The 26,424-nt window shown below is 60.7% G+C and carries 27 protein-coding genes and 1 pseudogene; 12 read left to right on the forward strand and 16 right to left on the reverse strand.

Going from position 1 to position 26,424, the window contains the following annotated elements:
• Nucleotides 1–165: 165 nt before the first annotated feature.
• The 4 genes from ACI77D_RS18295 (at nt 166) to tal (ending at nt 2,743) form a co-directional block, all read left to right on the forward strand.
• The gene (locus tag ACI77D_RS18295) at nt 166–1,110 is read left to right on the forward strand and encodes an aliphatic sulfonate ABC transporter substrate-binding protein (RefSeq protein ID WP_407017197.1); all 945 of its coding nucleotides are present in this window, start codon (nt 166–168) and stop codon (nt 1,108–1,110) included.
• 148 nt (nt 1,111–1,258) lie between these two features.
• Entirely contained in the window at nt 1,259–1,483 is a 225-nt protein-coding gene (locus ACI77D_RS18300) for a hypothetical protein (RefSeq protein ID WP_407017198.1), read from the forward strand.
• 53 nt (nt 1,484–1,536) lie between these two features.
• Nucleotides 1,537–1,740: a YciI family protein gene (locus tag ACI77D_RS18305; RefSeq protein WP_237140900.1), complete on the forward strand. Its 204-nt coding sequence runs from the start codon at nt 1,537–1,539 to the stop codon at nt 1,738–1,740.
• 79 nt (nt 1,741–1,819) lie between these two features.
• On the forward strand, nt 1,820–2,743 hold the full coding sequence (tal, locus tag ACI77D_RS18310) for a transaldolase (RefSeq protein ID WP_407017199.1): 924 nt from the start codon (nt 1,820–1,822) through the stop codon (nt 2,741–2,743).
• Nucleotides 2,744–2,806: 63 nt separating this feature from the next.
• Here tal and ACI77D_RS18315 read toward each other — a convergent pair whose 3' ends face one another.
• From ACI77D_RS18315 to ACI77D_RS18330, 4 genes are all read right to left on the reverse strand, one after another.
• Nucleotides 2,807–3,163 (reverse strand): lysozyme inhibitor LprI family protein, encoded by a 357-nt coding sequence (locus ACI77D_RS18315; RefSeq protein WP_407017200.1) that lies wholly within the window; start codon nt 3,161–3,163, stop codon nt 2,807–2,809.
• Nucleotides 3,164–3,177: 14 nt separating this feature from the next.
• Nucleotides 3,178–4,362 (reverse strand): sugar transporter, encoded by a 1,185-nt coding sequence (locus ACI77D_RS18320; RefSeq protein WP_064451856.1) that lies wholly within the window; start codon nt 4,360–4,362, stop codon nt 3,178–3,180.
• Between the two features lie 112 nt (nt 4,363–4,474).
• Entirely contained in the window at nt 4,475–4,837 is a 363-nt protein-coding gene (locus ACI77D_RS18325; protein WP_064451855.1) for a hypothetical protein, read from the reverse strand.
• A gap of 86 nt (nt 4,838–4,923) precedes the next feature.
• Nucleotides 4,924–5,922: a bile acid:sodium symporter family protein gene (locus ACI77D_RS18330; protein ID WP_064451854.1), complete on the reverse strand. Its 999-nt coding sequence runs from the start codon at nt 5,920–5,922 to the stop codon at nt 4,924–4,926.
• A gap of 85 nt (nt 5,923–6,007) precedes the next feature.
• Here ACI77D_RS18330 and ACI77D_RS18335 point away from each other — a divergent pair, with 85 nt between their 5' ends.
• Nucleotides 6,008–6,796 carry a helix-turn-helix domain-containing protein gene (locus ACI77D_RS18335; RefSeq protein ID WP_221294434.1) on the forward strand — a complete coding sequence of 263 codons (789 nt, stop codon included), beginning with the start codon at nt 6,008–6,010 and terminating at the stop codon, nt 6,794–6,796.
• 142 nt (nt 6,797–6,938) lie between these two features.
• Here the strand turns inward: ACI77D_RS18335 and ACI77D_RS18340 are convergent, their stop codons facing one another.
• Complete coding sequence (locus ACI77D_RS18340) at nt 6,939–7,952, reverse strand: ABC transporter substrate-binding protein (protein WP_407017201.1); 1,014 nt, start codon at nt 7,950–7,952, stop codon at nt 6,939–6,941.
• 149 nt (nt 7,953–8,101) lie between these two features.
• Here ACI77D_RS18340 and ACI77D_RS18345 point away from each other — a divergent pair, with 149 nt between their 5' ends.
• Nucleotides 8,102–8,998 carry a LysR family transcriptional regulator gene (locus ACI77D_RS18345; protein ID WP_064451851.1) on the forward strand — a complete coding sequence of 299 codons (897 nt, stop codon included), beginning with the start codon at nt 8,102–8,104 and terminating at the stop codon, nt 8,996–8,998.
• Here the strand turns inward: ACI77D_RS18345 and ACI77D_RS18350 are convergent, their stop codons facing one another.
• Nucleotides 8,999–9,391 (reverse strand): RidA family protein, encoded by a 393-nt coding sequence (locus tag ACI77D_RS18350; protein ID WP_064451850.1) that lies wholly within the window; start codon nt 9,389–9,391, stop codon nt 8,999–9,001.
• A gap of 164 nt (nt 9,392–9,555) precedes the next feature.
• Here ACI77D_RS18350 and ACI77D_RS18355 point away from each other — a divergent pair, with 164 nt between their 5' ends.
• A complete protein-coding gene (locus ACI77D_RS18355) occupies nt 9,556–9,987 on the forward strand; it encodes a hypothetical protein (RefSeq protein WP_407017202.1) in 432 nt (143 codons plus the stop codon).
• A gap of 154 nt (nt 9,988–10,141) precedes the next feature.
• Here ACI77D_RS18355 and ACI77D_RS18360 read toward each other — a convergent pair whose 3' ends face one another.
• From ACI77D_RS18360 to ACI77D_RS18385, 6 genes are read right to left on the reverse strand one after another with little or no spacing between them, the layout of a single operon-like run.
• A complete protein-coding gene (locus tag ACI77D_RS18360) occupies nt 10,142–11,884 on the reverse strand; it encodes an ABC transporter substrate-binding protein (protein WP_407017203.1) in 1,743 nt (580 codons plus the stop codon).
• 31 nt (nt 11,885–11,915) lie between these two features.
• Nucleotides 11,916–12,188 (reverse strand): DUF2160 domain-containing protein, encoded by a 273-nt coding sequence (locus ACI77D_RS18365; RefSeq protein ID WP_064451847.1) that lies wholly within the window; start codon nt 12,186–12,188, stop codon nt 11,916–11,918.
• An 11-nt stretch (nt 12,189–12,199) separates the two neighbouring features.
• Nucleotides 12,200–13,000, reverse strand: a complete 801-nt coding sequence (locus ACI77D_RS18370) for a carbohydrate ABC transporter permease (protein ID WP_003174634.1) — start codon at nt 12,998–13,000, stop codon at nt 12,200–12,202.
• A 10-nt stretch (nt 13,001–13,010) separates the two neighbouring features.
• Nucleotides 13,011–13,877, reverse strand: coding sequence for a carbohydrate ABC transporter permease (locus ACI77D_RS18375; protein WP_005789024.1), 867 nt, complete (start codon nt 13,875–13,877; stop codon nt 13,011–13,013).
• Complete coding sequence (locus ACI77D_RS18380) at nt 13,874–14,971, reverse strand: ABC transporter ATP-binding protein (protein ID WP_407017204.1); 1,098 nt, start codon at nt 14,969–14,971, stop codon at nt 13,874–13,876. Before ACI77D_RS18380 ends, ACI77D_RS18375 begins: the two co-directional genes overlap by 4 nt.
• Nucleotides 14,971–16,065, reverse strand: coding sequence for an ABC transporter ATP-binding protein (locus ACI77D_RS18385; protein ID WP_064451844.1), 1,095 nt, complete (start codon nt 16,063–16,065; stop codon nt 14,971–14,973). Before ACI77D_RS18385 ends, ACI77D_RS18380 begins: the two co-directional genes overlap by 1 nt.
• A gap of 277 nt (nt 16,066–16,342) precedes the next feature.
• Here ACI77D_RS18385 and ACI77D_RS18390 point away from each other — a divergent pair, with 277 nt between their 5' ends.
• Entirely contained in the window at nt 16,343–18,175 is a 1,833-nt protein-coding gene (locus tag ACI77D_RS18390) for a sigma-54-dependent Fis family transcriptional regulator (RefSeq protein ID WP_221294429.1), read from the forward strand.
• Between the two features lie 114 nt (nt 18,176–18,289).
• On the opposite strand, the pseudogene ACI77D_RS18395 reads toward ACI77D_RS18390, so the two are convergent.
• Nucleotides 18,290–20,406 (reverse strand): annotated as a pseudogene (locus ACI77D_RS18395) (TonB-dependent receptor family protein).
• A 259-nt stretch (nt 20,407–20,665) separates the two neighbouring features.
• On the opposite strand from ACI77D_RS18395, the gene ACI77D_RS18400 reads away from it, so the two are divergent.
• Together ACI77D_RS18400 and ACI77D_RS18405 are read left to right on the forward strand one after the other, a co-directional pair.
• The gene (locus tag ACI77D_RS18400; RefSeq protein WP_407017205.1) at nt 20,666–20,824 is read left to right on the forward strand and encodes a hypothetical protein; all 159 of its coding nucleotides are present in this window, start codon (nt 20,666–20,668) and stop codon (nt 20,822–20,824) included.
• 4 nt (nt 20,825–20,828) lie between these two features.
• Nucleotides 20,829–21,455, forward strand: coding sequence for a helix-turn-helix domain-containing protein (locus ACI77D_RS18405; RefSeq protein WP_064451841.1), 627 nt, complete (start codon nt 20,829–20,831; stop codon nt 21,453–21,455).
• A 49-nt stretch (nt 21,456–21,504) separates the two neighbouring features.
• Here the strand turns inward: ACI77D_RS18405 and ACI77D_RS18410 are convergent, their stop codons facing one another.
• The 3 genes from ACI77D_RS18410 to ACI77D_RS18420 all read right to left on the reverse strand — a co-directional run bounded on the left by ACI77D_RS18410 (nt 21,505) and on the right by ACI77D_RS18420 (nt 23,433).
• Nucleotides 21,505–22,005 carry a hypothetical protein gene (locus ACI77D_RS18410; protein WP_082895861.1) on the reverse strand — a complete coding sequence of 167 codons (501 nt, stop codon included), beginning with the start codon at nt 22,003–22,005 and terminating at the stop codon, nt 21,505–21,507.
• 265 nt (nt 22,006–22,270) lie between these two features.
• Nucleotides 22,271–22,561, reverse strand: coding sequence for a hypothetical protein (locus ACI77D_RS18415; RefSeq protein WP_407017206.1), 291 nt, complete (start codon nt 22,559–22,561; stop codon nt 22,271–22,273).
• Between the two features lie 131 nt (nt 22,562–22,692).
• Entirely contained in the window at nt 22,693–23,433 is a 741-nt protein-coding gene (locus ACI77D_RS18420; RefSeq protein ID WP_221294426.1) for a hypothetical protein, read from the reverse strand.
• Between the two features lie 272 nt (nt 23,434–23,705).
• Between ACI77D_RS18420 and ACI77D_RS18425 the strand changes: the two genes are divergently transcribed.
• Both ACI77D_RS18425 and ACI77D_RS18430 read left to right on the forward strand, forming a co-directional pair.
• Nucleotides 23,706–24,173 carry a (2Fe-2S)-binding protein gene (locus tag ACI77D_RS18425; protein ID WP_064451838.1) on the forward strand — a complete coding sequence of 156 codons (468 nt, stop codon included), beginning with the start codon at nt 23,706–23,708 and terminating at the stop codon, nt 24,171–24,173.
• Nucleotides 24,173–26,410, forward strand: coding sequence for a molybdopterin cofactor-binding domain-containing protein (locus ACI77D_RS18430; RefSeq protein ID WP_064451837.1), 2,238 nt, complete (start codon nt 24,173–24,175; stop codon nt 26,408–26,410). The genes ACI77D_RS18425 and ACI77D_RS18430 overlap by 1 nt, the downstream gene beginning before the upstream one ends.
• Nucleotides 26,411–26,424 lie beyond the last annotated feature (14 nt).

Consider the following 26,424-nt stretch of genomic DNA (forward strand, 5'->3'; position numbering starts at 1 on the left):
CTTATATTAATAATCACCTATTATGAAAGAACGATATAATTCTATGGTTATGCCCGATTCATCGAAACCTTGAAAAAGCCCCCTAAGCTCAGATCGAAAGAGTATTTATCGAATGCTTTTTAGAACTTTAAGCTTGTAGATATTTCGCTGAAAATCGAGCGCGCCATGTCTATCCGTCGTCCCCTCGCCATTGTTATCGGGCTGCTGGCCTTTTCCGTCGCCGTGAGCGCCGAGGCCCAGGAAACCGTACGCATCGGTTACCAGAAGTCCTCGACCCTGATCACCCTGCTGAAAACCCAGGGCACCCTGGAAAAAGCCCTCAAGGCCGACAAAATCGACGTGAGCTGGCACGAGTTTCCCAGCGGCCTGCCATTGCTCGAAGCACTGAATGTAGGCAACGTCGACATCAGCGCTGACGTGGCTGACACCGTGCCGATCTTCGCGCAGGCGGCCCAGGCCAAGCTCACCTACTTCGCCCAGGAAGCGCCCTCACCGTCAGCCCAGGCCATCGTGGTGCGCAAGGACTCGCCGATCCAGCAGTTGGCGGATCTGAAAGGCAAGAAAATCGCGGTAACCAAAGCGGCCGGCACCCACTACTTATTGATCGCCGCGCTGGCCAAGGCGGGCCTGGCCTTCTCGGATATCGAGCCGGCCTATCTGTCACCGGCCGATGGTCGCGCAGCGTTCGAGAACAACAAGGTCGACGCCTGGGTCACCTGGGAACCCTTCCTCACCAGCGTGCAACGCCAGCTACCGACGCGCACCCTGGCCGATGGCGCCGGGCTGGCCAGTTACAAGCGCTATTACCTGACCGGCACGCCTTACGCCAAGGCACACCCCGAGGTGTTGAAGGTGGTGTATGAGCAGTTGGAAAAAGCGGGTAAATGGGTAAAAACCAACCCGCAGGACGCAGCGAAAGTGCTGGGCCCACTGTGGGGCAATCTGGACGTGGCTACGGTCGAAGCCGCCAATGCGCACCGCAGCTATGAGGTGCAGCCGGTGACGGTGGACCAGTTGGGTGAACAGCAGAAGATTGCCGATGCGTTCTTCAAGGCGGGGCTGTTACCCCAGGCGGTGGATGCGCAGGCGGTGCAGACGTGGACGCCGTGAGGCCAAGCGTCGCGCCTCATTCGTCAAGCGTGCCTTGATATAAAACCTATCGCCGTTTGTTCTGAGAGCCTGTTAGTTATCACAGTAGACGCTCCCTGCGATGCTTCTTAGTCTGAAGTGGTCAACCCACCCTGCAAGGAACATGGCCATGGCATTCGTCGAAGACTACAAAGGTTATCGAATTGAGGCAGGGCCATCCGGCGGTCACTACGACAGCTATGGCAACCTGGTCGGTCAGGCCAACGCCTATCGCGTTCTAAAACCAGATGGAAGCAGGACCGTGAGCCAACCGACGTTAGCTGACGCGAGGGGTTACATTGATACCCAAACCTTGTCTCGTACAGACATGCCTCGCTATCAAGTCCGTGTATAAAATGGGTAGGCCGCCGGTGGGCGTGAACGGTCAAAGAAGGGGAAAGGTTTCATTTGGCCAATGCGTTTGCCGGGCCGTTACTGGGCGCCGAGGGCGAACCGGTGAGTTCGCTGATGGTGGTGGACTTTGATGATCAAGCCCACGTGCAGAAGTGGCTCGCGACAGCGCCGTTTACTCGCAACGGCTTGCTCCATCAGGTAGACGTGCAGCTGTTCCAGAACCGTTGGCCGCAGAAAACCGGCTTTCCTGAGGCTTGACGGGTTGGCGAGCGGGTAAACAAGCGGCTCGGGAAATGGTACAACGGGTGTCCCCTGCCGCCTCTGGAGACCGCCGCCCATGACGTCCAAACTCGAACAACTCAAGCAATTCACCACCGTGGTCTGTGACACCGGCGACCTGGAAGCCATCAGCCGCCTGCGTCCGGTCGATGCCACCACCAACCCGTCGCTGCTGCTCAAGGCCGCCGCCATCCCGGAATACGCCGAGCTGCTGCGCAACGCGGTGAACCTGTCCAAAGGGGATGTGGGCCTGGCGTGTGACCACTTTGCGGTGTCAGTGGGCGCGGGCATTCTCAAAGTGATCCCGGGACGCATCTCCACCGAAGTCGACGCGCGTTTGTCCTTTGACGAAGACGCGCTATGGGCCAAGGCCAACCAATTGATCGCGCTGTACGACCAGGCCGGCATCGGCCGCGACCGCGTGCTGATCAAACTGGCCTCCACCTGGGAAGGCATCCGCACCGCCGAACGCCTGGAAAAAGCCGGCATCCAGACCAACCTCACGCTGCTGTTCTCGTTCGCCCAGGCCGTGGCCTGCGCCGATGCGGGCGTGTTTCTGATCTCGCCCTTCGTGGGCCGCATCTACGACTGGTACCGCAAAAATACCGGCCTGGACTACACCGGCGCCGAAGACCCGGGCGTGCAGTCCGTGACGCGCATTTATGACTACTACAAGGCCAACCAGATCAACACGGTGGTCATGGGCGCCAGCTTCCGCACCCTCAGCCAGATCGAACAGCTGGCCGGTTGCGATCGCCTGACCATCAGCCCGGACTTGCTGCAAAAACTTGCTGAGGATACCGACCCGCTGGCGCGCAAATTGGTGCCGGGCGCCGAGGGCGAAGCGCGGCAGCAGTTGACCGAAGCGCAGTTCCGCTGGGCGTCGAATGAAGATGCGATGGCGACTGAGAAGCTGGCGGAAGGGATTCGGCAGTTTGCGCGGGATCAGGAAAAACTCGAGGCCGTGCTGGCTGCCTTGTGATAATCCTGCCTATGGATCACAGGCTGTTTATCAAAAGCCGGGAGTAGAATGACGAAAAGGGTCTTAGAACGGTCCTTTCGTCATCACCTGCTCATCAATAAACCGGCGCAACATCCCGATCCGCTGCGTATAGGCATCAGTCAAGCAACTCACCTGCGCGCCGCACGCACGACGCTGCTTGAGCCACGCGCCTTGCCCGTCCATCAACGAGCCCCGCGCGCCCATGGCCATGAAGTGTTTGTTCAAGTCGTAGAGCAACGCCATCGTCACGTCCTGGTCATTCAGGCCGACGTGCTTGCAGACAGCGATTTCGTCTGGCGCCCTGGCCTTGGCACAGTCGAAACTGGCGGCCGAGGCTACGGGGCTGAGCAGCAGCCCGCAAACACCCGTAAGAACTGCAAAAACAACAGGCTTGATCATCAGACGTTTGCTCCTCAGTGACGCACCACACCCTGCCCGAACCGATGAATCGCCAGGCAATACCCAATTAACGCCAGTGCCGCCAACAACCCGCCCGCCGCGCCGATCCAGGCGAAGCCGAAGTGGCTGCCAACCCAACTGCCCATCAGCGCGCCGCCGCCGATGCCGATGTTGTAGATGCCGGAAAACATGGCCATGGCCACGTCGGTGGCGTCCGGTGCCAGCACCAGCACCTTGGACTGCATGGCCAGGCCGAAACCCATGATCGCCATGCCCCAGACTATGCTCAGGCCGACGAGGTACGACTCGGCGCCGCTCAATGGCAGCATCAGCGCCAGGCACGCGGCGAGCAGGAACACTGCGCTGACTACGAACAGGTGCGGGTTGAAGCGGTGCACCAGGCTGAACAACAGCGAGCCGATGATGCCCGCACCGCCGAATACCAGCAGGATCAGGGTCACCGCGTTGCCGCTCATGCCGGCGACGCCTTCGACGAAGGGTTCGATGTAGCTGTAGGCGGTGAATTGCGCGGTGACGGTCATGGCGGTGAGCACATAGAGCGCCACCAGTGCAGGGCGTTTGAACAACAACGGCAGGCTGCGCAGCGAGCCGGAGTTCTGGCTTGGCAGCGGCGGCAAGGTGCGCGCCAGCCAGAACACCAGGGCGGCGGCGAACGCGGCAATCACCAGGAACGTGGTGCGCCAACCCATGGCTTCACCAAGCAGGCGACCCAGCGGAATGCCCAGGACCATCGCCAACGACGTGCCGGTGGCCAGCAGGCCAAGGGCTTGCACCTGTTTGCCTTGTGGCGCCAGCCGCACCGCCAGCGACGCGGTGATCGACCAGAACAACGCATGGGACAAGGCAATGCCGATGCGGCTGACCATCAGTAAGCCAAAACTGGTGGCGACACTGGAGAGAATGTGGCTGGCGATAAACAGGCCGAACAGCACGATCAGCAGCTTGCGCCGCTCAACGTTGCGCGTCAGCAGCATCACCGGCAGCGAGGTCAGCGACACGATCCAGGCATAGATGGTGAGCATCAGGCCGACGCTGGCGATGGGCATGTCGAAGCTGGCGCCGATGGCGCTGAGCAAGCCAACGGGCACGAATTCGGTGGTATTGAACACAAAGGCGGCCAACGCGAGGGCGATGACCGGTTGCCAATTGGCTTGGGGCGTTGCGGCTGAAAGGCTCATTGACGGGCGAGGTACTCTGGCGGTGATCAAACGGCCACGCAGAACAAGCGCCGCCGCCGAGCATTCTATAGGTTTCTCGGCCCTTTGTTGGCGCGGATCGTCGCCGTGGAGCTTATGGCGACGTCATGGTAATCACGTAGTTGCCCGACTGAATCGGTTTGCCGGCGTCGTCCACCAGTTGATAGCGCTGGTCGTAATAACGCCCGTTGCCGCTGTCCGACACCAGCTTCACATGGGCCGTATTGACGCTGGCCACCGGCGTCACATTGCGCACATCGAGGTGGCTGCCGCGATTGGACTGGGCACAGCCGGTCAGTTCCATCACTGCACCGCTGCGCGCATTTGTCGCACACCCCGGCTCGACGATGGCGCCTCTGAACTGAATGGTGCCTTGCCCCACTGTCTGCGCGGCACCACAGGCACCCGCCCATAGGCAAAACAGGCCGGTAAACACCGAAATACCTTTAACGTTCATGCCGACTCTCCTTATTGGGCTCTCAATAAGTAAGTCGTCTGGCCGGCCTTTAACTTGAGGTGATTCGGTCAAGGGTGTGATCTAGATCACGGATCCACCTGCCCCATCAGCTCAGGAATGCTTTCCGGCCGCCGGGCATAGCGCTGGGCCAGCGCCGCACACACCATCAACTGGATCTGGTGAAATAACATCAGCGGCAGAATCAACACGCCCATGGTTGCCCCGGCAAACAGCACCTGGGCCATCGGCACACCCGTCGCCAGGCTTTTCTTCGAGCCGCAGAACAGGATGGTGATGCGGTCTTCCTGGTTAAAGCCGAAGGCCTTGCCCAGCACGGTGGACGCGACCAGCACCAACGCCAGCAACACACAGCACGCCACCACCAGGCCGCCGAGCTCCCACAGTGGGATCTGGTGCCAAATGCCTTCGTTGACCGCTTCGCTGAACGCTCCGTACACCACCAGCAGGATCGAGCCTTGGTCGACGAATTTCAGCCAGGATTTATTGCGGCCGACCCACTCGCCAATCCAGCGCCGGGCGATTTGCCCGGCGACGAAGGGCAGCAACAGCTGCACGCTGATTTTCAGGATCGCGTCGACGGTGGAGCCCGCGTCACCGTGCACATTGAGCAACAGCGTCACCAACAACGGCGTAAGAAAAATGCCGAACAGGCTGGAGGCTGCCGCACTGCAAATCGCCGCCGGGATATTGCCGCGCGCCAAGGAGGTGAAGGCAATCGCCGATTGCACGGTGGCCGGCAGCGCACACAGGTAAAGCATGCCCATGTACAGGTCTTTGCCGATCAGCGGCGACAGCACCGGCTTGAGCGCCAGGCCCAGCAACGGGAACAGCACGAAGGTCAGGCTGAACACCAGCAGGTGCAGGCGCCAGTGGCCAGCACCGGCGACGATGGCCTGGCGCGACAGCTTGGCGCCGTGCAGGAAAAACAGCAGCGCGATGGCCAGGTTGGTCACCCAGCCGAAGGCCACGGCGGTTTGGCCACTGGCGGGCAGCAGTGACGCGAGGATCACCGTGCCGATCAGGGTCAGGGTGAAGTTGTCAGGTAGAAAACGTGGGCGGGTCATAAGCAATTCTTCCAGGGGTTGCCAAGAGCATCGTCGCGACTCTAACGTAACGGCTTGTTACCGACTAACGCCAATGAGCCAGTAAATGCCGCCTAAAGGACATGACAAGACGGTTCGACGCAGTGTGCCCGGCCTTTCCAGCCTGCCACGGCCGGTGTATGGGCGTACTGAATCACTGCCCAACCGGGCCCTGACGCGCCGGCACAGTCACCCGTGGGTGCAATTGTCCTACGCGATTTCCGGGGTGCTGGAAATCCAGACCAGCGTCGGCCGTTTCGTCGCACCGCCCCAGCGCGCGGTGTGGATTCCGGCGGGCATGCCGCACCGGGTGTTCAGTTCGCCGCACACGGAAATGCGCAGCCTGTACCTCGATTGCAGCGTCACCACTTGGGCGGCTGAGCGTTGCCAGGTGCTGGAGGTGAGCAGTTTGTTGCGCGAGTTGATTCGCAGCTTCAGCGAACTGCCGGTGGAATATGCCGAGAATGGGCCGGACGGGCGCCTGGCCCAAGTGGTGTTGGACCAACTTGCCGCCGCGCCGCAGGTGGACTTGATGCTGCCGTTGCCCCATGACTCGCGGCTGCGGCAGATTTATCGCAGCCTGAACCTCCACCCGGAGCAGCAAACGACGCTGGGGGCGTGGAGCCAGAAGCTGGGGGTCAGCGAAAAGACCCTCAGCCGGTTGTTCCTGAGTGACACCGGGTTGACCTTTCGCGCCTGGCGCCAGCGCTTGCGCCTGCTGAGCGCCCTGCCCGCCCTGGAACAAGGCGAGCGGGTCACGGATGTGGCGTTGGCGTGTGGGTATGAGTCGACGTCGGCGTTTATCAATGCGTTTCGCCAGCAGTTTGATGCGACACCGGGTGAGTTCTTTCGATGATTCTTAGACGACGAAAATCCAATGTGGGAGCTGGCTTGCCTGCGATGACGGAGTGTCAGCTGACATATTTTGGGCTGACCCACCGCTATCGCAGGCAAGCCAGCTCCCACAAGTTGTGCGTATTTCAAGTCAAGCAGGTGACTTAGCTGCCATTCCCGCCATGGGCCTCTTCAAAGAAGTAATCCTTCCAGCTCGCCGCCTTGTTCTTCAATACGCCCAGCGCCTGCAATTTCTCGGCATAGATATAGGTGCGCTGCGGCACGATGGTGAAGTCGATTTCCGGGTCCTGGACGATTTTCTCCACCAGGTCCAACGGCAACTTGGATTCTTCTACACGGATATACGTTTTGGCGGCGGCAGGCTTGTCGGCTTTGATGATCTGCTCGGCCTCGGCCAGGGCATCGTAGAACGCCTTGTAAGTCTTGGGGTTTTCGTCGTGGAAGTTCTCGGTGGTGTAAAGCACGTTGAACGACGCCTGCCCGCCCAGAATGTCGTAGGAACTGAGCACCTTGTGCACGTTGGGGTTCAACAATTCCTGGTACTGGAACGGCGGGCTGGAAAAATGCGAATTGATCTCCGAACCGCCGGCAATCAAGGCGGCCGTGGCGTCCGGGTGAGCCAGGCTGATGGAGATGTCGTCGAACTTCTTGTAGTTGGCATCGCCAAACTGCTTGGCGGTTTCAATCTGCAACGTGCGTGACTGGAAGCCCACGCCCGCCGCCGGCACGGCAATGCGGTCTTTCTCGGTGAAGTCCTGGAGGCTCTTCACGTTCGGGTTGTTGGTCAACAGGTAATTGGGCATCGAGCCCAGGGAGGCGATGGCCTTGACGTTCTGCTTGCCCTTGGTGCGGTCCCACAAGGTGAGCATCGGCGGTACACCGGCCGACACCACGTCCAGAGCGCCGGCCAGCAGCGATTCATTCATCGCGGTGGCGCCGGAAATGCTGTTCCACTCCACCTGGATATCCAGGCCCTGCGCCTTGCCGTGTTTTTCGATCAGGTGCTGGTCGCGCACCACATCAAGAATCAGGTAACCGATACCGAATTGTTGGGCGATGCTGATTTTGCCCTCGGCCTGGGCGCCAGGGCTGAGCAAGGTACTCGCGGCCGCGAGGGACGCGGCCAGCAGGGTCAAGGAGGAACGCTTGAAGGTCATGGGGAATTTGCCGCGTTTTCGAGAAGGTGATGAAGCCTAGCGGCGATTTTTAAGACTGGAAAAGAATATCGGGATCTATTCTTATGCAATAAATCCACAGCATCGAGCTGCTATATTGCGCCACTGCTTTCGCCGCCGTGAGTCGCCCCATGCTGCGCACCAACCTCAATGAAATGCTGATCTTCATGGCCGTGGTCGATGGCGCCAGCTTTGTCGCAGGCGGCCAGGCCATGGGGCTCACGCGCTCGGCGGCCGGCAAGGCGGTGATGCGCCTGGAAGACAGCCTGGGGGTGCGTCTGTTGAACCGCACCACCCGCACCTTGAGCCTGACCGATGAGGGCCGCGCGCTTTACGACCAGGGTTTACAGATTCTTGCCGCTGTCGACACCGCGCAAAACAGCATCGGCCAGCCCAGTGGCACGCCACGCGGGTTATTGCGACTGACACTGCCCGACGCCTTTGGGCGGCGCGTCATCCTGCCGCTGCTCACTACCTACTTGAAAGCCTGGCCCGAGGTGCAAGTAGAAGCCAGCTTCACCGACCGCATGGCCGATATCGTCGAGGACGGCTTCGACCTGGCGATCCGCATTGGTGGCGAACATGCCGACCGCCAGTTGATATCTCGCGTAGTCGCACGCTATCGAGCGTTGCTTTGCGCATCGCCCACCTACCTCGCCGAACACGGCACACCTCGTGACACGGACGCCCTCGCCCACCACGACTGTTTATATTTCAGCAGCCGCACACGCAAACAAAGCTGGCGCTTTCGCGACGAACACGGCGAATGGCTCAAGGCCCCCGGCCGCAGCCGCCTGCGCCTGGACAGCGGCGAAGCGTTGCGCGACGCCGCCGTGGCAGGCATGGGCATTGCCCTGCTGCCGGACTTCCTGATCGCCGACGACCTGGCCAACGGCCTTCTACTGCCGGTGCTGCCCGACCTCAACGCCGGCAACGTCGAAATCATGGCCATGTACCCGAGCAAGCGTTACCTGGAGCCTCGGGTACGGCGCTTTATCGACCTGCTTGCCGAACAGCTACCGGACTGATCAATCGGCGTGGGCCACGGCCTTGATCTCGACGATCTGCGCATCCGACGCCAGGTAGTTCACCCCCACCAGCGTTGCCGCCGGGCGATGCGTGCCGATGTAGTCCTTCCACACGGCCACCACCGCCTCGAAATCGCGCTTGGCGTGCACCAGGAAAATATCCACGGCGGCGATGTTCGAACGACCGACACCGAACCCGGCCAACACGTGATCGAGGTTCTCCAAGGTCTTGCGGGTTTGCGCAGCGGCGTCGCCATCGACGAATTCGCCTTCCAGCGTGTGGGAAAACTGCCCGGCGATGAAAATCGTGCCGTTGACGCTATAGCCCTGGCTGACGCTGTGGCCCTCTTCCCATGCAACGCCGTGGTTATAGATAGAAGTCTGAGTGCTCATGTCGTTTTCCTGTGGGGTTGATTGGGGAAACTCTAACAAGGCCATTGGCGAATGGACGTCAACACTGAAGCGAGCACCGTTCGCGCAAAAAATCCCCACGGATGCTGCTCGGCTGGTATTGTGCCGCGCTTTGAAAGACTGCCGAACCTGCGAGGAAATGGACGTTGAACACTGACGATAAAATGACCGGGGACCTGTTCGAGGTGGATAAGCGCCTGTCACTCAAACCCGTGGTGGACTTCAACACCTACCTGCGCAGCGCCTTCGGCGACGGCCCCTGCACTTGTGTGCGTTGCGCTGCGGCCAACGGCGATGAGACCGGCTATGCGTTCCAGCACACCTTCCACTTTGACGGCAAACCCACCCACCGCCGCTTCGCCTCAACGGCGGGCAGCGATGTGTTGATGGCACTGAAAAAAGCCTGGTTGTCGTACACCAAGGCCGAGCTGCCGCTCAGTGGCGTATTGGTGCTGGACACGGTCAAGGAATTCGTCGAGCCGCAGTTGCACAAGCGCCTGGCGCCGCTGTTTCTGGCCAGTGAACTGGTCAAGGATGTGGACGGGGAATTACGCATCCAACCGCAGGCAAGCGCGTAACTTAACGTTTCCGCGCCCCTGGTAAAGCGGGCACTTGTTGTGGCGAGCGGGCTTGCCCCGCGTTGGGCAGCGCAGCGGCCCAACAAACGGGTCTGCTGCGCAGTCCAACGGGCGCAAGCGCCCTCGCCACAGGTACAGCGTTGTCGCCTATCAGTTACTGACGCGCCGCCTCCCACTGTTTGAGCAAGTCGTTGTAACTCACGGTTTCCCCTTTCGGTTTCTCGTTGGCCAGTTTCGGCTTCGGCGCGCCCGGCTGGTCAAACCAGTATTGGGCATCACGCTCGGGGTTCATTTTCGGGCCACACACCGGCTGCACCTTGGAGCGTTCCAGGCGCGTCATGATCGCGTCCTGCTCCTTGGCCAGGTTGTCCAGCGCCTGTTGCGGGGTTTTCTCGCCGCTGGCGGCGGCCGCGATGTTGCTCCACCACAGTTGCGCCAGGCGTGGGTAGTCCGGCACGTTGGTGCCGGTCGGGGTCCACTCCACCCGGGCCGGGCTGCGGTAGAACTCCACCAAACCACCGAGTTTCGGCGCCAGGTCGGTCATCGCCTGAGAGTTGATGTCAGACTCACGAATCGGCGTCAGGCCGACGATGGTTTTCTTCAGCGAGACGGTTTTTGAGGTGACGAACTGCGCGTAGAGCCAGGCCGCGAGTTTTTGCTTCTCAGGTGTCGACTTGAGGAAGGTCCAGGAGCCCACGTCCTGATAGCCCTTCTTCATGCCCTTTTCCCAATAAGGCCCGACTGGCGAGGGGGCCATGCGCCATTTCGGCGTACCGTCGGCGTTCACCACCGGCAAGCCCGGCTTGGTCATGTCGGCGGTGAAGGCGGTGTACCAGAAAATTTGTTGGGCGATGTTGCCTTGGGACGGCACCGGGCCGGATTCGGAGAAGGTCATGCCCGCCGCTTCCGGTGGTGCGTAGGCCTTCATCCAGTCCACGTATTTTTGCGTGGCAAACACCGCCGCCGGGCCGTTGGTGTCGCCGCCGCGCGTTACGCTGGAGCCCACCGGGTGGCAGTCCTCCACGCGAATGCCCCACTCGTCCACCGGCAAACCGTTAGGCAGGCCTTTGTCGCCGCCACCGGCCATGGAGAACCAGGCATCGGTGAAGCGCCAGCCCAGGGACGGGTCTTTCTTGCCGTAGTCCATGTGCCCGTAGATACGCTTGCCGTCGATTTCCTTGACGTCCTCGCTGAAAAATTTGGCGATGTCTTCATAGGCCGACCAGTTCACCGGCACGCCGAGGTCGTAACCGTATTTTTCCTTGAACTTGGCTTTCAGCTCCGGGCGCTCGAACCAGTCAGCGCGGAACCAATAGAGGTTGGCAAATTGCTGGTCGGGCAATTGATAGATCTTGCCGTCCGGCGCCGTGGTGAAGGAGAGGCCGATAAAGTCCTTGATATCCAGGGTCGGTGAGGTGAAGTCCTTGCCTTCATTGGCCATCAGGTCGGTGATGGATTCAGTTTTGCCATAGCGAAAGTGCGTACCGATCAAGTCGGAATCGTTGACCCAGCCGTCATAGATATTCTTGTCGGACTGCATCTGGGTTTGCAGCTTCTCCACCACGTCGCCTTCCTGCAGCAGGTCGTGGGTCAGCTTGATGCCGGTGATTTCGCTGAAGGCCTTGGCCAGCACCTTGGATTCGTACTCGTGGGTGGTGAGGGTTTCCGACACCACGTTGATCTTCATCCCACGGAACGGTTCCGACGCCTTGATAAACCACTTCAACTCTTCGAGCTGCTGATCGGCCGTCAGCGTGGACGGTTTGAATTCGCTGCCGATCCATTTTTTCGCGGCATCTTCATACGCATCGGCCCAGACCGTAGCGCTCAAACCGCTGAGGGCCAGTACGGCGGCCAATGAAATACTATGTCGCAGCTTATTGTTTTTATTCAACATAGAGACCTCCTGGTAGTTTATTCACGGAGCACTAGCCCCAACGCATCACACACAACAGCCACACCAGGGACAGCGCGGTCGCCACCCAGATGCTCCAGCCGGTTACGCCGATCACCAGCAGATGCAGGTAGGCGCTGCCGAGAAGACCGATAAACAAGCGATCACCACGGGTGGTGCTGATCGGCAACAAACCGCGCCGCGGGATACTCGGCGAGCGCAGTTCCCAGGTGGTCATGCCCACCAGCAACAGGCCAATCGCCGCAAAGAACAACGCGGTGGGGGTGGTCCAGGCCATCCATTCCATCATCGACTCCTTTAGACCCGGCCCAGGGCGAAGCCCTTGGCCACGTGGTTGCGAACAAACCAGATCACCAGCATGCCGGGCAGGATGGTCAACACCCCCGCCGCCGCCAGTACGCCCCAATCGATACCCGATGCCGACACCGTACGGGTCATCACCGCGGCGATGGGCTTGGCGTTGACCGAGGTCAGCGTGCGCGCCAGCAGCAGTTCGACCCAGGAAAACATGAAGCAGAAAAACGCGGTGACGCCGATGCCGGAACCGATCAGCGGGATAAAAATCTTCACGAAAAACTTGGGAAAGCTGTAGCCGTCGATGTAGGCGGTTTCGTCGATTTCCTTAGGCACGCCGGACATAAAGCCTTCAAGAATCCACACCGCCAACGGCACGTTGAACAAGCAATGCGCCAACGCCACCGCGATATGCGTATCGAACAGGCCGATAGACGAATACAGCTGGAAAAACGGCAGCAAGAACACCGCCGGAGGCGCCATGCGGTTGGTCAACAGCCAGAAAAACAAGTGTTTGTCGCCCAGAAAGCGATAGCGCGAAAACGCATAGGCCGCCGGCAGCGCCACACTCAGAGAAATCACCGTGTTCAAGCTCACGTAATACAGTGAGTTGAGGTAGCCGGTGTACCAGCTCGGGTCAGTGAAGATCACCTTGTAGTTGGCCAGGGTGAAGTCCTGCGGAAACAGCGTCAGCCCGCCGAGGATTTCGGTGTTGCTCTTGAACGACATGTTCAGCAGCCAGTAGATCGGCACCAGCAGGAACAGGATGTAGATCAGCAACGGTATGACCTTGCGCTTGCTCATGTTGGCGGCCTCAGCGGTTGGCGTCGGAATGGGTCATGGCGGTGTAGAACAGCCAGGACACCAACAGGATGATCAGGAAGTACACCAGGGAAAACGCCGCCGCCGGGCCCAGGTCGAATTGGCCTACGGCCATCTGGGTGAGGGTCTGACTTAAGAACGTGGTGGCATTACCCGGCCCGCCGCCGGTGAGCACAAAAGGCTCGGTGTAGATCATGAAGCTGTCCATGAAGCGCAACATCACCGCGATCAGCAGCACGCTTTTCATCTTGGGCAACTGAATATGTCGGAACACCGCCCAGGCGGATGCACGATCAATCCGCGCGGCCTGGTAGTACACGTCCGGAATCGCCCGTAGCCCCGAGTAACACAGCAGCGCCACCAGGGAAGTCCAGTGCCACACATCCATCACCAGCACAGTGACCCAGGCGTCCATGGTGTTGGCGGCATAGTTGTAGCTGATGCCCATGGCGTTGAGGGTTGAACCGAGCAAACCGATATCCGCGCGGCCGAAGATCTGCCAGATGGTGCCCACCACGTTCCACGGAATCAGCAGCGGAATTGCCAGAATGATCAGCACCAGCGATGACCAGCGGCCCTTGGTGGGCATGGTCAGGGCGATGGCGATACCCAGCGGAATTTCGATCAGCAGCACGCAGGCCGAATAGATGAACTGGCGCAGCAACGAGTCGTGCAGGCGCGGGTCGAGCAGCACCTGTTTGTACCAGTCGGCACCGACAAAGTAGCGGCTGGACTGGTCAAAAATGTCCTGCACCGAGTAGTTGACCACCGTCATCATCGGGATCACCGCACTGAACGCCACCAGCAGGAACACCGGCAACACCAGCCACCAGGCCTTGTTGTTCTGCACCTTGTTCATGGCAGCACCTCCAGCAGGTAATCGTCGGCATACACCATCAACCACTGCGCGGGGAAGCTGATCGAGGCTTTGCCTTCCGGCACCGGTTTGTCTTCGGCCAGCCGCACTTTCAACGGCGCGCCGTCGAGGTTGAGGGTGATGATTTTGTAGGTGCCCAGGTCTTCCACATGGATGACGTCGGCCTGCAGGGCGTCGGGGTTGTACTCGTCCCACACGTGAATAAATTCCGGGCGGATGCCGACCTGCAATTTTTTGCAGTCGGTCTCACGGATACGTTGCTGCAATGCCGCGGATAAAGGCAGCAGCGTACCGGCAAAACGCACCCCACCGGCTTCGGCCTGCACTTCGATCAGATTCATCCCAGGGCTGCCGATGAAATAGCCGACAAAGGTGTGGCTTGGCCGCTCGAACAACTCGCGCGGCGTGCCGAACTGCACGATCTGCCCGCCGTACATCACCGCGATCTTGTCGGCAAAGGTCGAGGCTTCGAGCTGGTCGTGGGTCACGTAGACCATGGTGATATTGAACTGCTCGTGGATCTGCTTGAGCTTGCGCCGCAGCTTCCATTTGAGGTGTGGGTCGATCACCGTCAGCGGTTCATCGAACAGGATCGCCGACACGTCGTCGCGCACCAGGCCACGGCCCATGGAGACTTTTTGTTTTTCATCGGCGGTGAGGTTGCGCGCCTTTTTGCTCAGCAGGTTTTGCAGGTCGAGGACTTCAGCAATTTCCTGCACCTTGCTGTGAACTTTCGCTTCGGCCATGCCTTGGTTACGCAGCGGAAAGGCCAGGTTGTCGAACACAGTCATGGTGTCGTACACCACTGGGAACTGGAACACCTGGGCGATGTTGCGTTTTTCCGGGGTCAGTTCGTTGACTACTGTGTGATCGAACAGCACCTGGCCTTCCGAGGGGCTGAGCAGGCCCGAGATGATATTGAGCAGGGTCGACTTGCCGCAGCCAGACGGCCCAAGCAAGGCGTAGGCACCGCCCTGCTCCCACACGTGGTTCATTTCCCGAATGGCGTAGTCCTCAGGACCGCTGGGTGTAGGGCTGTAGCTGTGCGCGAGGTTCTGCAAATGAATCTCGGCCATCAGGCAACCCTCGCGACACGGCGCCCGGGTGCCTGGACCAAACGGCCCTGACCATCGAACACAAACAGTTTATGGGTGGGGATATACACGCGGATCGGTGCGTCGACGTCGTACTCATGCACCCCCGGTAGGTGCAGCACCAGCAGGAAGTGTTCGCTGCGCACATGCAGGAAGGTTTCCGAGCCGCTGATTTCCGCGACCTCCACGGTCACCGCCAGCTCCAGGTCATCGTCGTTGCTCGGCACCAGGCTGATATGGCTGGGGCGCACGCCAAAGCGGAACTCGCCTTCGCCGATGGGGCGCAGGTCGACGTTCAGCGGGAAGTGCACGACATCGGCGAAGCTCACTTCATTACCGCTGATACGCCCGGGCATCAGGTTGATCGGCGGTTCGGAAAACAGCTCGGCCGCCAGCACGGTCTGCGGCTGGTGATACACCTCGGCGGCCTTGCCGCTTTGGATCACCCGGCCTTCGTGGAGGATGGTGGTGGTGCCGCCAAGCGCCAGGGCCTCGTTGGGCTCGGTGGTGGCATAGATCGCGATGGTGTGGCGGGCCTTGAACAGTTCGCGCATTTCCTGACGCAGTTCTTCACGCAGCTTGTAGTCCAGGTTCACCAGCGGCTCATCGAACAGGATCAACTCGGCATCTTTCACCAACGCGCGGGCCATGGCCGTGCGCTGCTGCTGGCCACCCGACAGTTCGAGTGGGTGGCGCTGGAGGAATTTCTCGATGCGCAGCATCTTCGCGGTTTCCAGCACTTTGCTCTGGATCAACTCGTTGGACACACCGGCCTGGCGCAACGGCGAGGCGATGTTTTCGAACACGGTCATGGTCGGGTAATTGATGAACTGCTGGTAGACCATCGACACGTTGCGCAGGCGCACCGGCTTTTGCGTGACATCCACGCCATTCATCAGGATGCGCCCGCTGTCGGGCTTGTCCAGGCCAGCCATCAGGCGCATCAGGCTGGTCTTGCCGGACAGGGTGCGGCCGAGCAATACGTTGAAGGAACCGGCTTCAAAACGCAGGTTGGCGTCGTCGATCCAGGTTTGGCCTTCGACGACGCGGGAGACATGTTCCAGGGTCAATGACATGACACGCCCTTTTTATTATTGGAATGAATCTGGCAACGATGCAGAGCGAGTTTCGTGCCAGAAGCGGCAGGTGGTTGATCTGTAAGGAAATGGGCGCAATACGCTGTTCAGGCGTGAACACAACTGAACAACCGAGGCTGAACAACTGAACAGGCGCGAGGTTGACAATGAACAGTTCTGAACAACAATTGATCGGCGACACAGATCTAAATTTTTGAACCTGTTCCTCCAGGTAGCGTTTGCAAGACTCCATAACAATAAAAAGAAGGTCGCCCTCATGGCCGAACCCCTGGCTCACGACACCCTTATCCAGGATTCCTGGCGCCGTTGCCGCGCATTTGGCCTGGACCACCAGAGCACACCGAGCTTCGACCAACTGCCTGCCGAAGGCATCAGCCAATTGCTGGAAAGCCAGCATTCCCTGGTGCAAACCACCCATCAGGAAGTGCTGCCCTACTACGAAAACATCCTGAGCAATTCCAACTGCCTGATCATGCTGGCCGACAACCAGGGCCAGGTCCTGACGTCGTGGGGCACCCAGCGGTTTATCGAGCCGAAACTGGCGCGGGGATTCAATGCCGGCGCCAGTTGGCGGGAGCGCTCCAGCGGCACCAATGCCATCGGCACTGCGCTGGCGTGTGCCCAGGCGGTGCATATCGAGCACGACGAACACTTCCTTAAAGCCAACCGTTTCATGACCGGCTCGGCGGCGCCGATCTTCGATGCCCAGCGCGAAATCATTGCGGTGCTGGATGTGTCCAGCGACAGCTACCTGCCGCCCTCCCACACCCTGGGCATGGTCAAGATGATGAGCCAGACCGTGGAAAACCGGCTGATCCTCAACCTGTTCCGCGGCGAGCATTTTCAACTGACCTTCAACACCGGCCTGAACAACCTCGACAGCCAATGGGCGGGCCTGCTGATCTTTGATGAAAGCGGCCAGGTGCTGTCGGCCAACCGCCGCGCCGATAACTTGCTGGGCATCAGTTTGTCGCGGGTGCTGATCGACAGTTTGTTCAAGGTGTCGTTGCTGGAATTGCTCAATCAGCCGGAGGGGCTGCCCTTCTCCCTGCAGGCGGCCGGGCGCAACCGGTTCCAGTGTTTATTGAAGCGGCCAAGGAAAATGCCGGTGCAGGCGCGCGTCTTCAGTGAACCCAAGCCCAGCGCTCCACCCCCGGCGACGCCGGCCCCGATCAGTCTCAAGACCCTGCACTTTGGCGACACCCGTGTTGAAAAAGCCGTGCGCCAGGCCGAGCGGCTACTGGAAAAGGACATTCCACTGCTGATCCACGGCGAGACCGGCGTGGGCAAAGAGGTCTTCGTCAAAGCCCTGCACCAGGCCAGTTCGCGCAGCCGGCAGGCGTTTATCGCAGTGAACTGTGCGGCGATTCCGGCCGAGTTGGTGGAATCGGAGCTGTTCGGCTACGAAAAAGGCGCCTTCACCGGCGCCAACCAAAAAGGCAGCATCGGCCTGATCCGCAAAGCCGATAAAGGCACCCTGTTTCTCGACGAAATTGGCGATATGCCGCTGCCGACCCAGGCCCGCTTGCTGCGCGTATTACAGGAACGCTGTGTGCAGCCGGTGGGCAGCAGCGAGCTGTTCCCGGTGGACTTGCGGATCATTTCCGCCACTAACCGTGCGCTGCGCGAATGGGTGCAGGCCGGGCGCTTTCGTGAGGATCTGTTTTACCGCATCGGCGGCCTGACCCTGGAATTACCGCCATTGCGCGAGCGCACCGACAAACAGGCGCTGTTCCAGCAGTTGTGGCAGCAACACCGCGAACCGACCCAGTGGGCCGGGCTGAGTGCCGAGGTGCTGGCACTGTTTGAGCAGCACCCGTGGCCGGGGAATTTACGTCAGGTCAGCAGTGTGTTGCAGGTGGCGCTGGCGATGGCCGAGGAACAGCCGGTGCGCCCGGAGCATCTGCCGGATGATTTTTTTGTCGATCTGAAGGGGCCGACGCCGTTGCCCACCCATGAGTTTCTGGATGACAACACCGACCTGACACAACGCCTGAAGGCGGCGGGCGGGAATATTTCCCACCTCGCGCGGGAACTGGGGGTCAGTCGCAATACGCTTTACAAGCGCCTGCGGCAGAACGAAGCCTGATCGACAGCGGTTTGACCACCACCCGCCAATCGGTGAAAGGCTCCACCTCGACCGGCAAGTTATCCGCCAATGCCACAATTACCGCCAGCCGTGCAGCGCTCGCCACAACGGTGCTTAACGCCAGCTCCATGACACGCCGGTGTAAATGCCCCGACCGTCGGCCGGCGTGGATCGCGCAACATCCATCCCCTTGTCGTCGTAACCCGGTGTGACGGTGTTGGCATAGCGCCGGTTAGTGAGGTTGCGCAGGTCGACCCAGGCTTGCCAGTCCTGCTTCGGTGCGTCGTAGCCGAACGTGGCGCCGAGTGTGGTGTAGGCCGCAGCAAAGTAGGAGTTGGCGTAGTCCACCGCCACCCGCGATGCATGCTCGGTGTTGAGGCTGGTGTAGAAACCGGTCGGATGGCTGTAGCGCAGTTGCGCCTGGTAGTAATGTTTGGGGATGCCCGGCAAGGTGTTGTCGCCGAAACGGTCATCGTTGCGGTAGTGGAAGTCGCTGAAGGTGTAGGCCTGGCGCAGGGCAAGCTGGCCGTTGCGACCACCGTCCCACAGTGGGCTGAGCAGGCCCAGTTCCACGCCTTGATGCACGGTCGGGCTGGCGTTGGACTCGGCAACAATCGCACTGCTGTTGGCGGTTTGGGCCTGGGTTTCGACCGTGAGCAATTCGTGGCGCACTTCGGAGCGGTACAGCGCCAGGTCCCACTGGCCGAACCACTGCTCACCCCGCCCGCCGACCTCCAGGGTGGTAGCGGTCTGATTGCGCAAACTCACGCCTTCGCGTTGCAAACCGGTGGCCGGGCCGCTGCCGTTGGGAAAGTACTTATTGGAACCCCAGATCATCGACCACGCATGCGGCGGCTCGACCGAGCGGCTCAGGTTGCCGTACACCTGCAACTGCGGGGTGAAGTCATACCGCAGGCCAATGCGTGGTGCGTAGTCCCAATCATGTTGACTGAGCGGCGCCTGGCCTTCGGGATAGGTGACCTGGGTTTCGCGGCGCGTGTAGATCGCGGCCAGGCCAGTGGTCAGCCACAGGTCCGGGACCAATTCCAGTTCGTTGCCGACATGCAGGACGCTGTCGGAGCCCAAATAGCTGTAGTCGCGAGTCTTGGTGCCGGGGGCATACGTCGCAGTGTTACCGGCTGGGGTACGCACGTATTCAGAGGCGCCGTTGTTCGGCATCGCCTGGGTGGTGCGCAGGCCAATCGTAGTTTTGCTGTCGTGGCCGAACAGGCTGTCCTGGCGGATGTAGTTGAAGGTGCCGCTGACGTCGGTGTAGGCGACTTTCAGGCGGTTGGTGCCTTCGCGCAGGTCCATCGGGTAGTCGTGATAGGCCAGCCCGACTTCGACGCGCGAATGATCGTCCAGCTGCAAGGTGGTCTTGTTGGCGATCCAGGTCGAGCCGGGCTGCAGGCGTTTGGAGTCGCGGGCGGCATTCAGGCTGTTGGCGGCGCTCGGGTCGTGACGGATCTGGTAGCGCGTCAGTTTGCCGGGTGAGTCGTTGGTGGTTTCGCGGTAGCGAAAATAGAAACGCGTCTCCAGGTCCGGGTTGAAACGGTAACCGAAGTTGGCCGCGACGCCCTTGCCGGTGCCGGCGCTCTGGTGCTGGTAGCCGTCGGATTCGGAGTCGGTGAGGCTGATGTAGTAGTCGGCGTCCCCCAGCACCTGGCCGGAACTGATCTCGCGCTGGGCATAGCCGCGGCTGCCTGCTTCATAACGTACTTGCAGCTTCGGCGCGTCATAGCCGGTATGGGTGATGTAGTTGACCGAGCCGCCCAGGGCCAGCGCGCCCTGATCAAGCCGTTGGCGCCGCGCAGCACCTCGACGCGGCTTTGCCACAGTGGGTCCTTGAGCTCGTAGGGTGTGCCGCCCGGGCCGGTCAGCGGCAAACCGTCGAACATTTCATACAGCCCGGAGGCATGGGCGCCGGGGCTGCGGTTCAATCCGGAACCGCGGATAGAGAGCTTGACCCCTTCATTGTTCGCCGCCTTGGCGTACACCCCGGGCTGGTACTTGAACACATCTTCGTTAGTGCTCACCCGGCCCTGTTGCACGCTGCTCATGTCGATGTAGTTGGTGCCACCGGGCACGCTTTTCAGCTGCGCCTGGGCCACTTCGCCCGCGCTGGCTTCGCTGCTGGTGACTTCAACGGGCGCCAGTTGCAGTGTCTCGGCGTGCGCCAGTGAACTGAGGGTCAGGGCGGCGAAAAGGAGCGGAGGTTGGCGCAACAGCATGGTCAGGTCCTTGGAATTCAGGGGCGTGACAGGCAGGGGGCATATTGCTGCCCATCACGCGAACAGTGATGGGAAGCCAGGCACGCTCACCAGGTCACGCCTTATTGACGGACCAGACCCTTCCCACAACCGCGTCAGACCGGGTTTGCTTTTTAAGTCCAAAATCGAATTAACACATGCGAACTCAGTATTTAACGAAATAACAGCCACGCATTATTGTTGAACCCCTGAGTCACCCACGACCCACGAGATCGCCCCCATGCCAACATCCGCCACCGTCATCGACTTCACCCTCCACCGTAAACGCCGCCAGGAGCGCGCAGCGGCCGAGTTGATGTGGGCGATCTACGCAGCGCGTGCAGGGCTTGCGGTGGTTGCCGCACAGGCGGCGACGCCCAGCGATACTCGCCGGGCGTAAACCGATGAATTTTCTGCAGGTGCTGGCCGAGCCCTCCGAACCGCTTCCCAAGCCTGGCCTGGATGACGACGACACCAGCCTGTGTGTGGCGCAGAACCTGCAACGGCTGCGCAGCAAACGCTACCTTTCCCTGGACGGCCTGGCACGCGCCTGCGGCGTCAGCCGGGCGATGCTCGCGCAGATCGAGTCCGGCCGCAGCGTGCCGTCGATCAAGGTGCTGTGCAAAATCGCCAAGGGTTTGAAGGTGTCGGTGGCGGCGTTCCTGGAAGATCGCGCCTTTGAAGGCGTCGAGGTGTTGCCGGCGCAACACAGCAAACGCCTGGTGAGTGCCGACGGTGCGTTTGTCAGCCGCGCGTTGTTTCCCTACGACACGGCGCGCCAGTCCGAATTCTACGAGATCCGCCTGCGCGCCCTCGGCGAGGAAGTCTCCGAAGGCCACGGCCCCGGCATCCAGGAAAACCTGGTGGTGGCCCAAGGCGTATTGGAAGTCAGCGTCAACGAGGAGCGCTACCTGCTCTCCACCGGCGACTCGATCCTGTTCTATGCCGACCAGCCCCACCGCTACCGCAACCCTGCGGACAGCGAGGCGGTGGCGTTCCTGGTGATCACCTACCCGGAACGGCTGGACTGAATGCAAAACGCCCCGATTAATCGGGGCGTTTTTTATTCTGCGGGATCTATCAGCAGGTGCAGCACATCATCGGCATGCCGTTGCAGCTCATCATCATCGGCATGGCGCAGTCGTTCATCAGCTTGTTCATCAGCATGCAGCAGTTTTCCATCATGGCCATGCTCATGCCCGGCATCGGCATCATTTTGCACTGCATGCTGTCGCCCATCAGGGTGCATTCCATCATGCACTTCATCATCGGCATCGACATGCCCATTGCCATCATCGGCATGTTCATGTCCGTCATCATCTTCATGGCCTCGGCCGACATGCACATCATCGACATATTGGCGCACTGCATCATCATCGGCATGCCGCAGTTCATCATCATCGCCATCATCTCGGCGTTGGTCTTGAACTGAGCCATGTCCATACCGGCCGCCGGCTTCAGGGTGCACATCATGGCGTCGCCAGCCATTTCGCACTGCAGGGTAGCCATCATCATCGGCATGCCCATCATCGGCATCATTGGCATGGAGGTGTTCATCGGCATCTGCATTGCGTTCATCATGTTCGAAACTCCGTAATCGACAGGAAAGGGCTAAGTTCTGGCGCCGATTCTAGAGACGCCCGGCGCAGGCGCAAGACGACGGCAGAGCAGCAGGAATGGCTGTTCGGCAGCACGCTTGGTTGATCAACACAGCTGTGCGCACCGCGATGACAGACGAACGGATGCAACAACGTAGGCAGCCACCGCTACAACCGCATAAACGCCGCCGTGGATATTCGATTCAGGCCTTGAGTCCAACCTTAAGGAAATAAACGATCTAACCCGCTCAAGAAATCAGGCCCTTGGCCTCGTGTGTGAGAGGTTCCAGCGCCTGCATGAAGTCATCCGCCTCCGTCCCCGGCGGGAACCTGAACCCATACATCTCATCGCAAGCCAAAATGCGCGAGAGAGTGTCGCGCAGCTGCAACTCGCTCGGCGCGTTACGCAGCAGTTTCTGTGCAGGCAATAACAACTCAGCGCGAACACCTTGGGCGCTCGCGACGTCGATGACCGCAAAGAGGATAAATCGCAGGCGAACTTCGCGATCAGTAGACCAAACCGTTTTTCGCTTACCCAAGGTAGGCACTCATCGTCAAGAAAAGTCCGAGGCTATTGCCGACCCAGGGTGTGTTTCAAGCGCAGGGGCCTAACATAGGCCGTTTCCTACATGGGAAAGGGAAACACCGCACTGCCTGATCCAGCCACGCGTCACTGCACCGGCAGGAAGTTCATCAGCAGCAGGCTCTGCGCGTAATTGAGCGCGACACGTCGGTAACGCTCATCGAGCATCTGGGCGAGCAGGTCCAGACGCGCGACCACCTTGCCAAACTCAACGGCAAAACTGAGGTTGCTGCCCTCCTCTGATAGTTCATTGGAAAACAGCAGCAAGACGCCGTTGGCATCCTGACGCTGGCTGAGCAGCCAGGTGGCTTTCTCGATATTGCGCGCGGCGTTGCTGACAAATTGCGGGTTGATCGAGTCGGTCATATAAAACTGGGTGCGACCGCCGTGGGCCGTCACCAGCATGCTGCCGATCGCATAGATGAACGCCCCGACGCGATCGCCGCGAAATTCCGGGCTCAATGAATAGCTCAAAGCGGCCAGGTCATGGCGGTCCCCCAAGGCAGGCAGTGACTGACGGCTCTCGATGGCCTGGCGGATTGCCCGCGCAGCAGTCACCGCGTCCGGGTAGCCCGATTGACGCCACTGGTTGGGGTTGCGCAGGTAGAGCTTGTTCATCAGCAGATACAGGCTTTGCAGGTTGTCACGCATGCTCAGGGTTGCCATGCGATCGACACTGGTTTGAAAGAATTCATCGGGTTTGCCATCGCTGAACTGCCTGGCGATATCGCGCCCCTGTTGCTGGCTGCAACCGGTCGAACTGAATATAAACACCGCTGCAAACAGCAGCGGCCATCGGCTGATAAAAGCTATAAACGTTGGATCCATCGGCACCGGGTCTGGCTGCTGTCCACGCGCTGAATGAGCGTGGTCGTGACAGGAATAGATCAGGAGAATGAAAAAAAGTGCGGCACGCAGGCTTGGATCAGCAAAGGCCTACAGGCTGGGGGACCGTCATCAAGCGTGCAATCCTCTTGAATACTTGCCTGATCCTGCGAGTTATCGATGACGGGATAGATAGGCCTTGCACCGTGGTCTAGAGTGCAACGATGGGCAACTTATAAGAAAAGCCACATCAACCGATGATCAGCAGGTGAACCATGCAATTACGTATCAACCAAAAAGCCTATGAGGTCGATGCCGACGCCGACACGCCGTTGCTATGGGTGATCCGCGATGACCTGGGCATGACCGGCACCAAGTACGGCTGCGGCCTGGCCCAGTGTGGCGCCTGCTCGGTACTGGTGGACGGTAATGTCGTGCGTTCCTGCGTCACGCCGGTGGCCGCAGTGGTCGGCCGCGAGGTCACCACCATCGAGTCGATTGAAACCGATGACGTGGGCAAGCGCGTGGTCGCGGCCTGGGTCGAGCACCAGGTGGCGCAATGCGGTTACTGCCAATCCGGTCAGGTGATGGCCGCTACCGCGCTGCTCAAGCACACCCCTGCGCCTACTGATGCACAGATTGAAGCCGCCATGATCAACCTGTGCCGCTGTGGCACCTACAACGCCATCCGCACGGCCGTGCACGACCTGGCCGCCCAACCTGCCAGGACGGAGAGCGCCTGATGAATACGCGCAACGAAATACTCGATGCGCCATTGGGCGAACCGGTCAATCTGTCGCGCCGGCGTTTTCTGGCCAGCACCGCCGTCGGTGCGCTGGTCATAGGTTTCGGCCTGCCACTGGGCGCGTCCAGGGCTTACGCCGCCACGGCCGGCCCGGCAGAACGCGGGACCCAGGTGCCGGCATTTCTCGAGATTCGCCCGGACGGCAGCGTGCGCCTGCTCAGCCCCTTCATGGAAGGCGGCCAAGGCACCCACACCGCCATGGCGCAGATCGTCGGCGAAGAACTGGATGCCGACCCCGCCACCTTCGTGGTCGAGGCCGCACCGCCCGGCGAAGCCTATGTGGTGATGGAAAACGGTATGCGCATCACCGGTGGCAGCATGTCCATCCGCATGAGCTACCCGACCATGCGCCGCCTCGGCGCCCTGGCCCGCGCCATGTTGCTGCAGGCCGGTGCCGAGCAATTGGGCGTGCCCGTGGCCCAACTGACCACACAGCCCGGCCGCGTCGTACACGCCGCTTCCGGCCGCTCGCTGGGTTACGGTGAGTTGGCCGGTCGTGCCCTGGACATGCCGGTGCCCGACCCGGCCACGATTACACTGCGCGACCCGAGCCAGTTCCGCTGGATCGGCAAGCCGGTGAAACGTCTGGATGCCTACGACAAATCCACCGGCAAGGCGCAATACAGCATCGACCTCAAGGTAGACGGCATGCTCCACGCCGCCGTCCAGCACGCGCCACGCCTGGGCATGACCGTCGGCAGCCTGCGCAACCAGGCACAGGTCGAGGCCATGAAAGGCGTGCACTCGGTTCACCAACTGCCAGGTGCAGTGGCGGTCGTTGCCGAACGCTGGTGGCATGCCAAGCGGGCGGTGGAGGCGATCCAGGTGGAATGGCTGGAAGCGGCTGCCGGTTCGACCGTGCGCGCGATGCCCGCGGACTTTTCCAGCGACAAGTACCGCGACTTCCTCGCCGCCCAACAGGGCCCGGCCCGTGACGACGAGAACGAAGGCGATGTGGCCGGCGCGCTGGCCAACGCCAAGACCAAAATTGAAGCGACCTACCACAACCAATACCTCAACCACGCTCAGCTGGAGCCCCCTTCAGCCCTGGCGCGTTTCAACCCAGACGGCTCGCTGGAGGTGTGGCTGCCCAACCAGGCACCGGATATGTTCCGCGCCGACATGGCCAAGCGCACCGGGCTCTCCATTGAACAAATCACCCTGCACTCGCCGCTGCTCGGCGGGTTTTTTGGCCGGCATTTCCTGTATGACTCGGCCAACCCCTACCCGCAGGCCATCGCCTTGGCCAAAGCGGTAGGCCGCCCGATCAAACTGATCTGGAGCCGCGAAGAAGAGTTCCTGCGCGACGTGTTGCGCCCGGTCGCCGTGGTCAAGTTCCGCGCCGCGCTGGACGACAAAGGCTTGCCAGTGGCCATTGAGGCCGTGAGCGCCACCGAAGGCCCCTCCGAAGCCATCGCCGGCAAACAGGGCGAAAAACTCGACCCCACGGCGCTCGAAGGGTTGTCGGGCAAGTCCTACGCCATCCCCAACAAACGCATCGCGCAGATCTACGTCAAGGGCCCGGCCATGCTCGGCTACTGGCGTTCGGTGGGCAACTCGCTGAATGACTTTTTCTACGAAGCGTTCCTCGACGAACTGGCCGACAAAGGCGGCCACGACCCCTATGAGCTGCGCCTGCACCTGCTGCGCGACAACAAGCGGCTGACCACCCTGCTGCAAGCGGCGGGCGATTTGTCCGGTGGCTGGAAACGTGGCCCCTACACGGCCGAGGACGGCACGCGTCGGGCACGGGGCGTGGCCATGGCCTCGCCGTTCGGCTCGCACGCGGCGGTGATCGCCGAAGTGTCGATCGAAAGCGGCCAGGTCAAGGTGCACCATATCTGGGAAGCCATTGACCCGGGCAGCATCGTCAACCCGGCAATCGTCGAGGCGCAGGTCAATGGCGCCGTGGCTTTGGGCTTATCTCAAACGTTGCTGGAGGAAGCGGTGTACGTGGATGGCAAACCACGGGCGCGCAACTACGACCTGTACCCGATCCTGCCGGCTTCGCGTATGGCGCAGGTGCACGTACGGATCGTCGAAAGTGGCGAAAAGATGGGCGGCATCGGTGAACCGCCGTTACCCGCAGTGGCGCCAGCCGTGGCCAATGCGGTGGCGCACCTGACCGGCCAGCGTATCCGCAGCTTGCCATTGAGCCGATACACCTTCAGCTAACCGACAGGGAACGC

The organism is Pseudomonas sp. O39 (assembly GCF_045447295.1).
In the GTDB taxonomy this organism is placed as follows: domain Bacteria; phylum Pseudomonadota; class Gammaproteobacteria; order Pseudomonadales; family Pseudomonadaceae; genus Aquipseudomonas; species Aquipseudomonas antarctica_A.

Excerpts from the sequence above, each read along its gene's own strand:
- ACI77D_RS18295 (WP_407017197.1), top strand. The coding sequence starts at position 166 with ATGTCTATCCGTCGTCCCCTCGCCATTGTTATCGGGCTGCTGGCCTTT.
- ACI77D_RS18300 (WP_407017198.1), top strand. The coding sequence starts at position 1,259 with ATGGCATTCGTCGAAGACTACAAAGGTTATCGAATTGAGGCAGGGCCA.
- tal (WP_407017199.1), top strand. The coding sequence starts at position 1,820 with ATGACGTCCAAACTCGAACAACTCAAGCAATTCACCACCGTGGTCTGT.
- ACI77D_RS18315 (WP_407017200.1), bottom strand. The coding sequence starts at position 3,163 with ATGATCAAGCCTGTTGTTTTTGCAGTTCTTACGGGTGTTTGCGGGCTG.
- ACI77D_RS18320 (WP_064451856.1), bottom strand. The coding sequence starts at position 4,362 with ATGAGCCTTTCAGCCGCAACGCCCCAAGCCAATTGGCAACCGGTCATC.
- ACI77D_RS18325 (WP_064451855.1), bottom strand. The coding sequence starts at position 4,837 with ATGAACGTTAAAGGTATTTCGGTGTTTACCGGCCTGTTTTGCCTATGG.
- ACI77D_RS18330 (WP_064451854.1), bottom strand. The coding sequence starts at position 5,922 with ATGACCCGCCCACGTTTTCTACCTGACAACTTCACCCTGACCCTGATC.
- ACI77D_RS18335 (WP_221294434.1), top strand. The coding sequence starts at position 6,008 with ATGCCGCCTAAAGGACATGACAAGACGGTTCGACGCAGTGTGCCCGGC.
- ACI77D_RS18340 (WP_407017201.1), bottom strand. The coding sequence starts at position 7,952 with ATGACCTTCAAGCGTTCCTCCTTGACCCTGCTGGCCGCGTCCCTCGCG.
- ACI77D_RS18345 (WP_064451851.1), top strand. The coding sequence starts at position 8,102 with ATGCTGCGCACCAACCTCAATGAAATGCTGATCTTCATGGCCGTGGTC.
- ACI77D_RS18350 (WP_064451850.1), bottom strand. The coding sequence starts at position 9,391 with ATGAGCACTCAGACTTCTATCTATAACCACGGCGTTGCATGGGAAGAG.
- ACI77D_RS18360 (WP_407017203.1), bottom strand. The coding sequence starts at position 11,884 with ATGTTGAATAAAAACAATAAGCTGCGACATAGTATTTCATTGGCCGCC.
- ACI77D_RS18365 (WP_064451847.1), bottom strand. The coding sequence starts at position 12,188 with ATGGAATGGATGGCCTGGACCACCCCCACCGCGTTGTTCTTTGCGGCG.
- ACI77D_RS18370 (WP_003174634.1), bottom strand. The coding sequence starts at position 13,000 with ATGAGCAAGCGCAAGGTCATACCGTTGCTGATCTACATCCTGTTCCTG.
- ACI77D_RS18375 (WP_005789024.1), bottom strand. The coding sequence starts at position 13,877 with ATGAACAAGGTGCAGAACAACAAGGCCTGGTGGCTGGTGTTGCCGGTG.
- ACI77D_RS18380 (WP_407017204.1), bottom strand. The coding sequence starts at position 14,971 with ATGGCCGAGATTCATTTGCAGAACCTCGCGCACAGCTACAGCCCTACA.
- ACI77D_RS18385 (WP_064451844.1), bottom strand. The coding sequence starts at position 16,065 with ATGTCATTGACCCTGGAACATGTCTCCCGCGTCGTCGAAGGCCAAACC.
- ACI77D_RS18390 (WP_221294429.1), top strand. The coding sequence starts at position 16,343 with ATGGCCGAACCCCTGGCTCACGACACCCTTATCCAGGATTCCTGGCGC.
- ACI77D_RS18400 (WP_407017205.1), top strand. The coding sequence starts at position 20,666 with ATGCCAACATCCGCCACCGTCATCGACTTCACCCTCCACCGTAAACGC.
- ACI77D_RS18405 (WP_064451841.1), top strand. The coding sequence starts at position 20,829 with ATGAATTTTCTGCAGGTGCTGGCCGAGCCCTCCGAACCGCTTCCCAAG.
- ACI77D_RS18410 (WP_082895861.1), bottom strand. The coding sequence starts at position 22,005 with ATGATGAACGCAATGCAGATGCCGATGAACACCTCCATGCCAATGATG.
- ACI77D_RS18420 (WP_221294426.1), bottom strand. The coding sequence starts at position 23,433 with ATGGATCCAACGTTTATAGCTTTTATCAGCCGATGGCCGCTGCTGTTT.
- ACI77D_RS18425 (WP_064451838.1), top strand. The coding sequence starts at position 23,706 with ATGCAATTACGTATCAACCAAAAAGCCTATGAGGTCGATGCCGACGCC.
- ACI77D_RS18430 (WP_064451837.1), top strand. The coding sequence starts at position 24,173 with ATGAATACGCGCAACGAAATACTCGATGCGCCATTGGGCGAACCGGTC.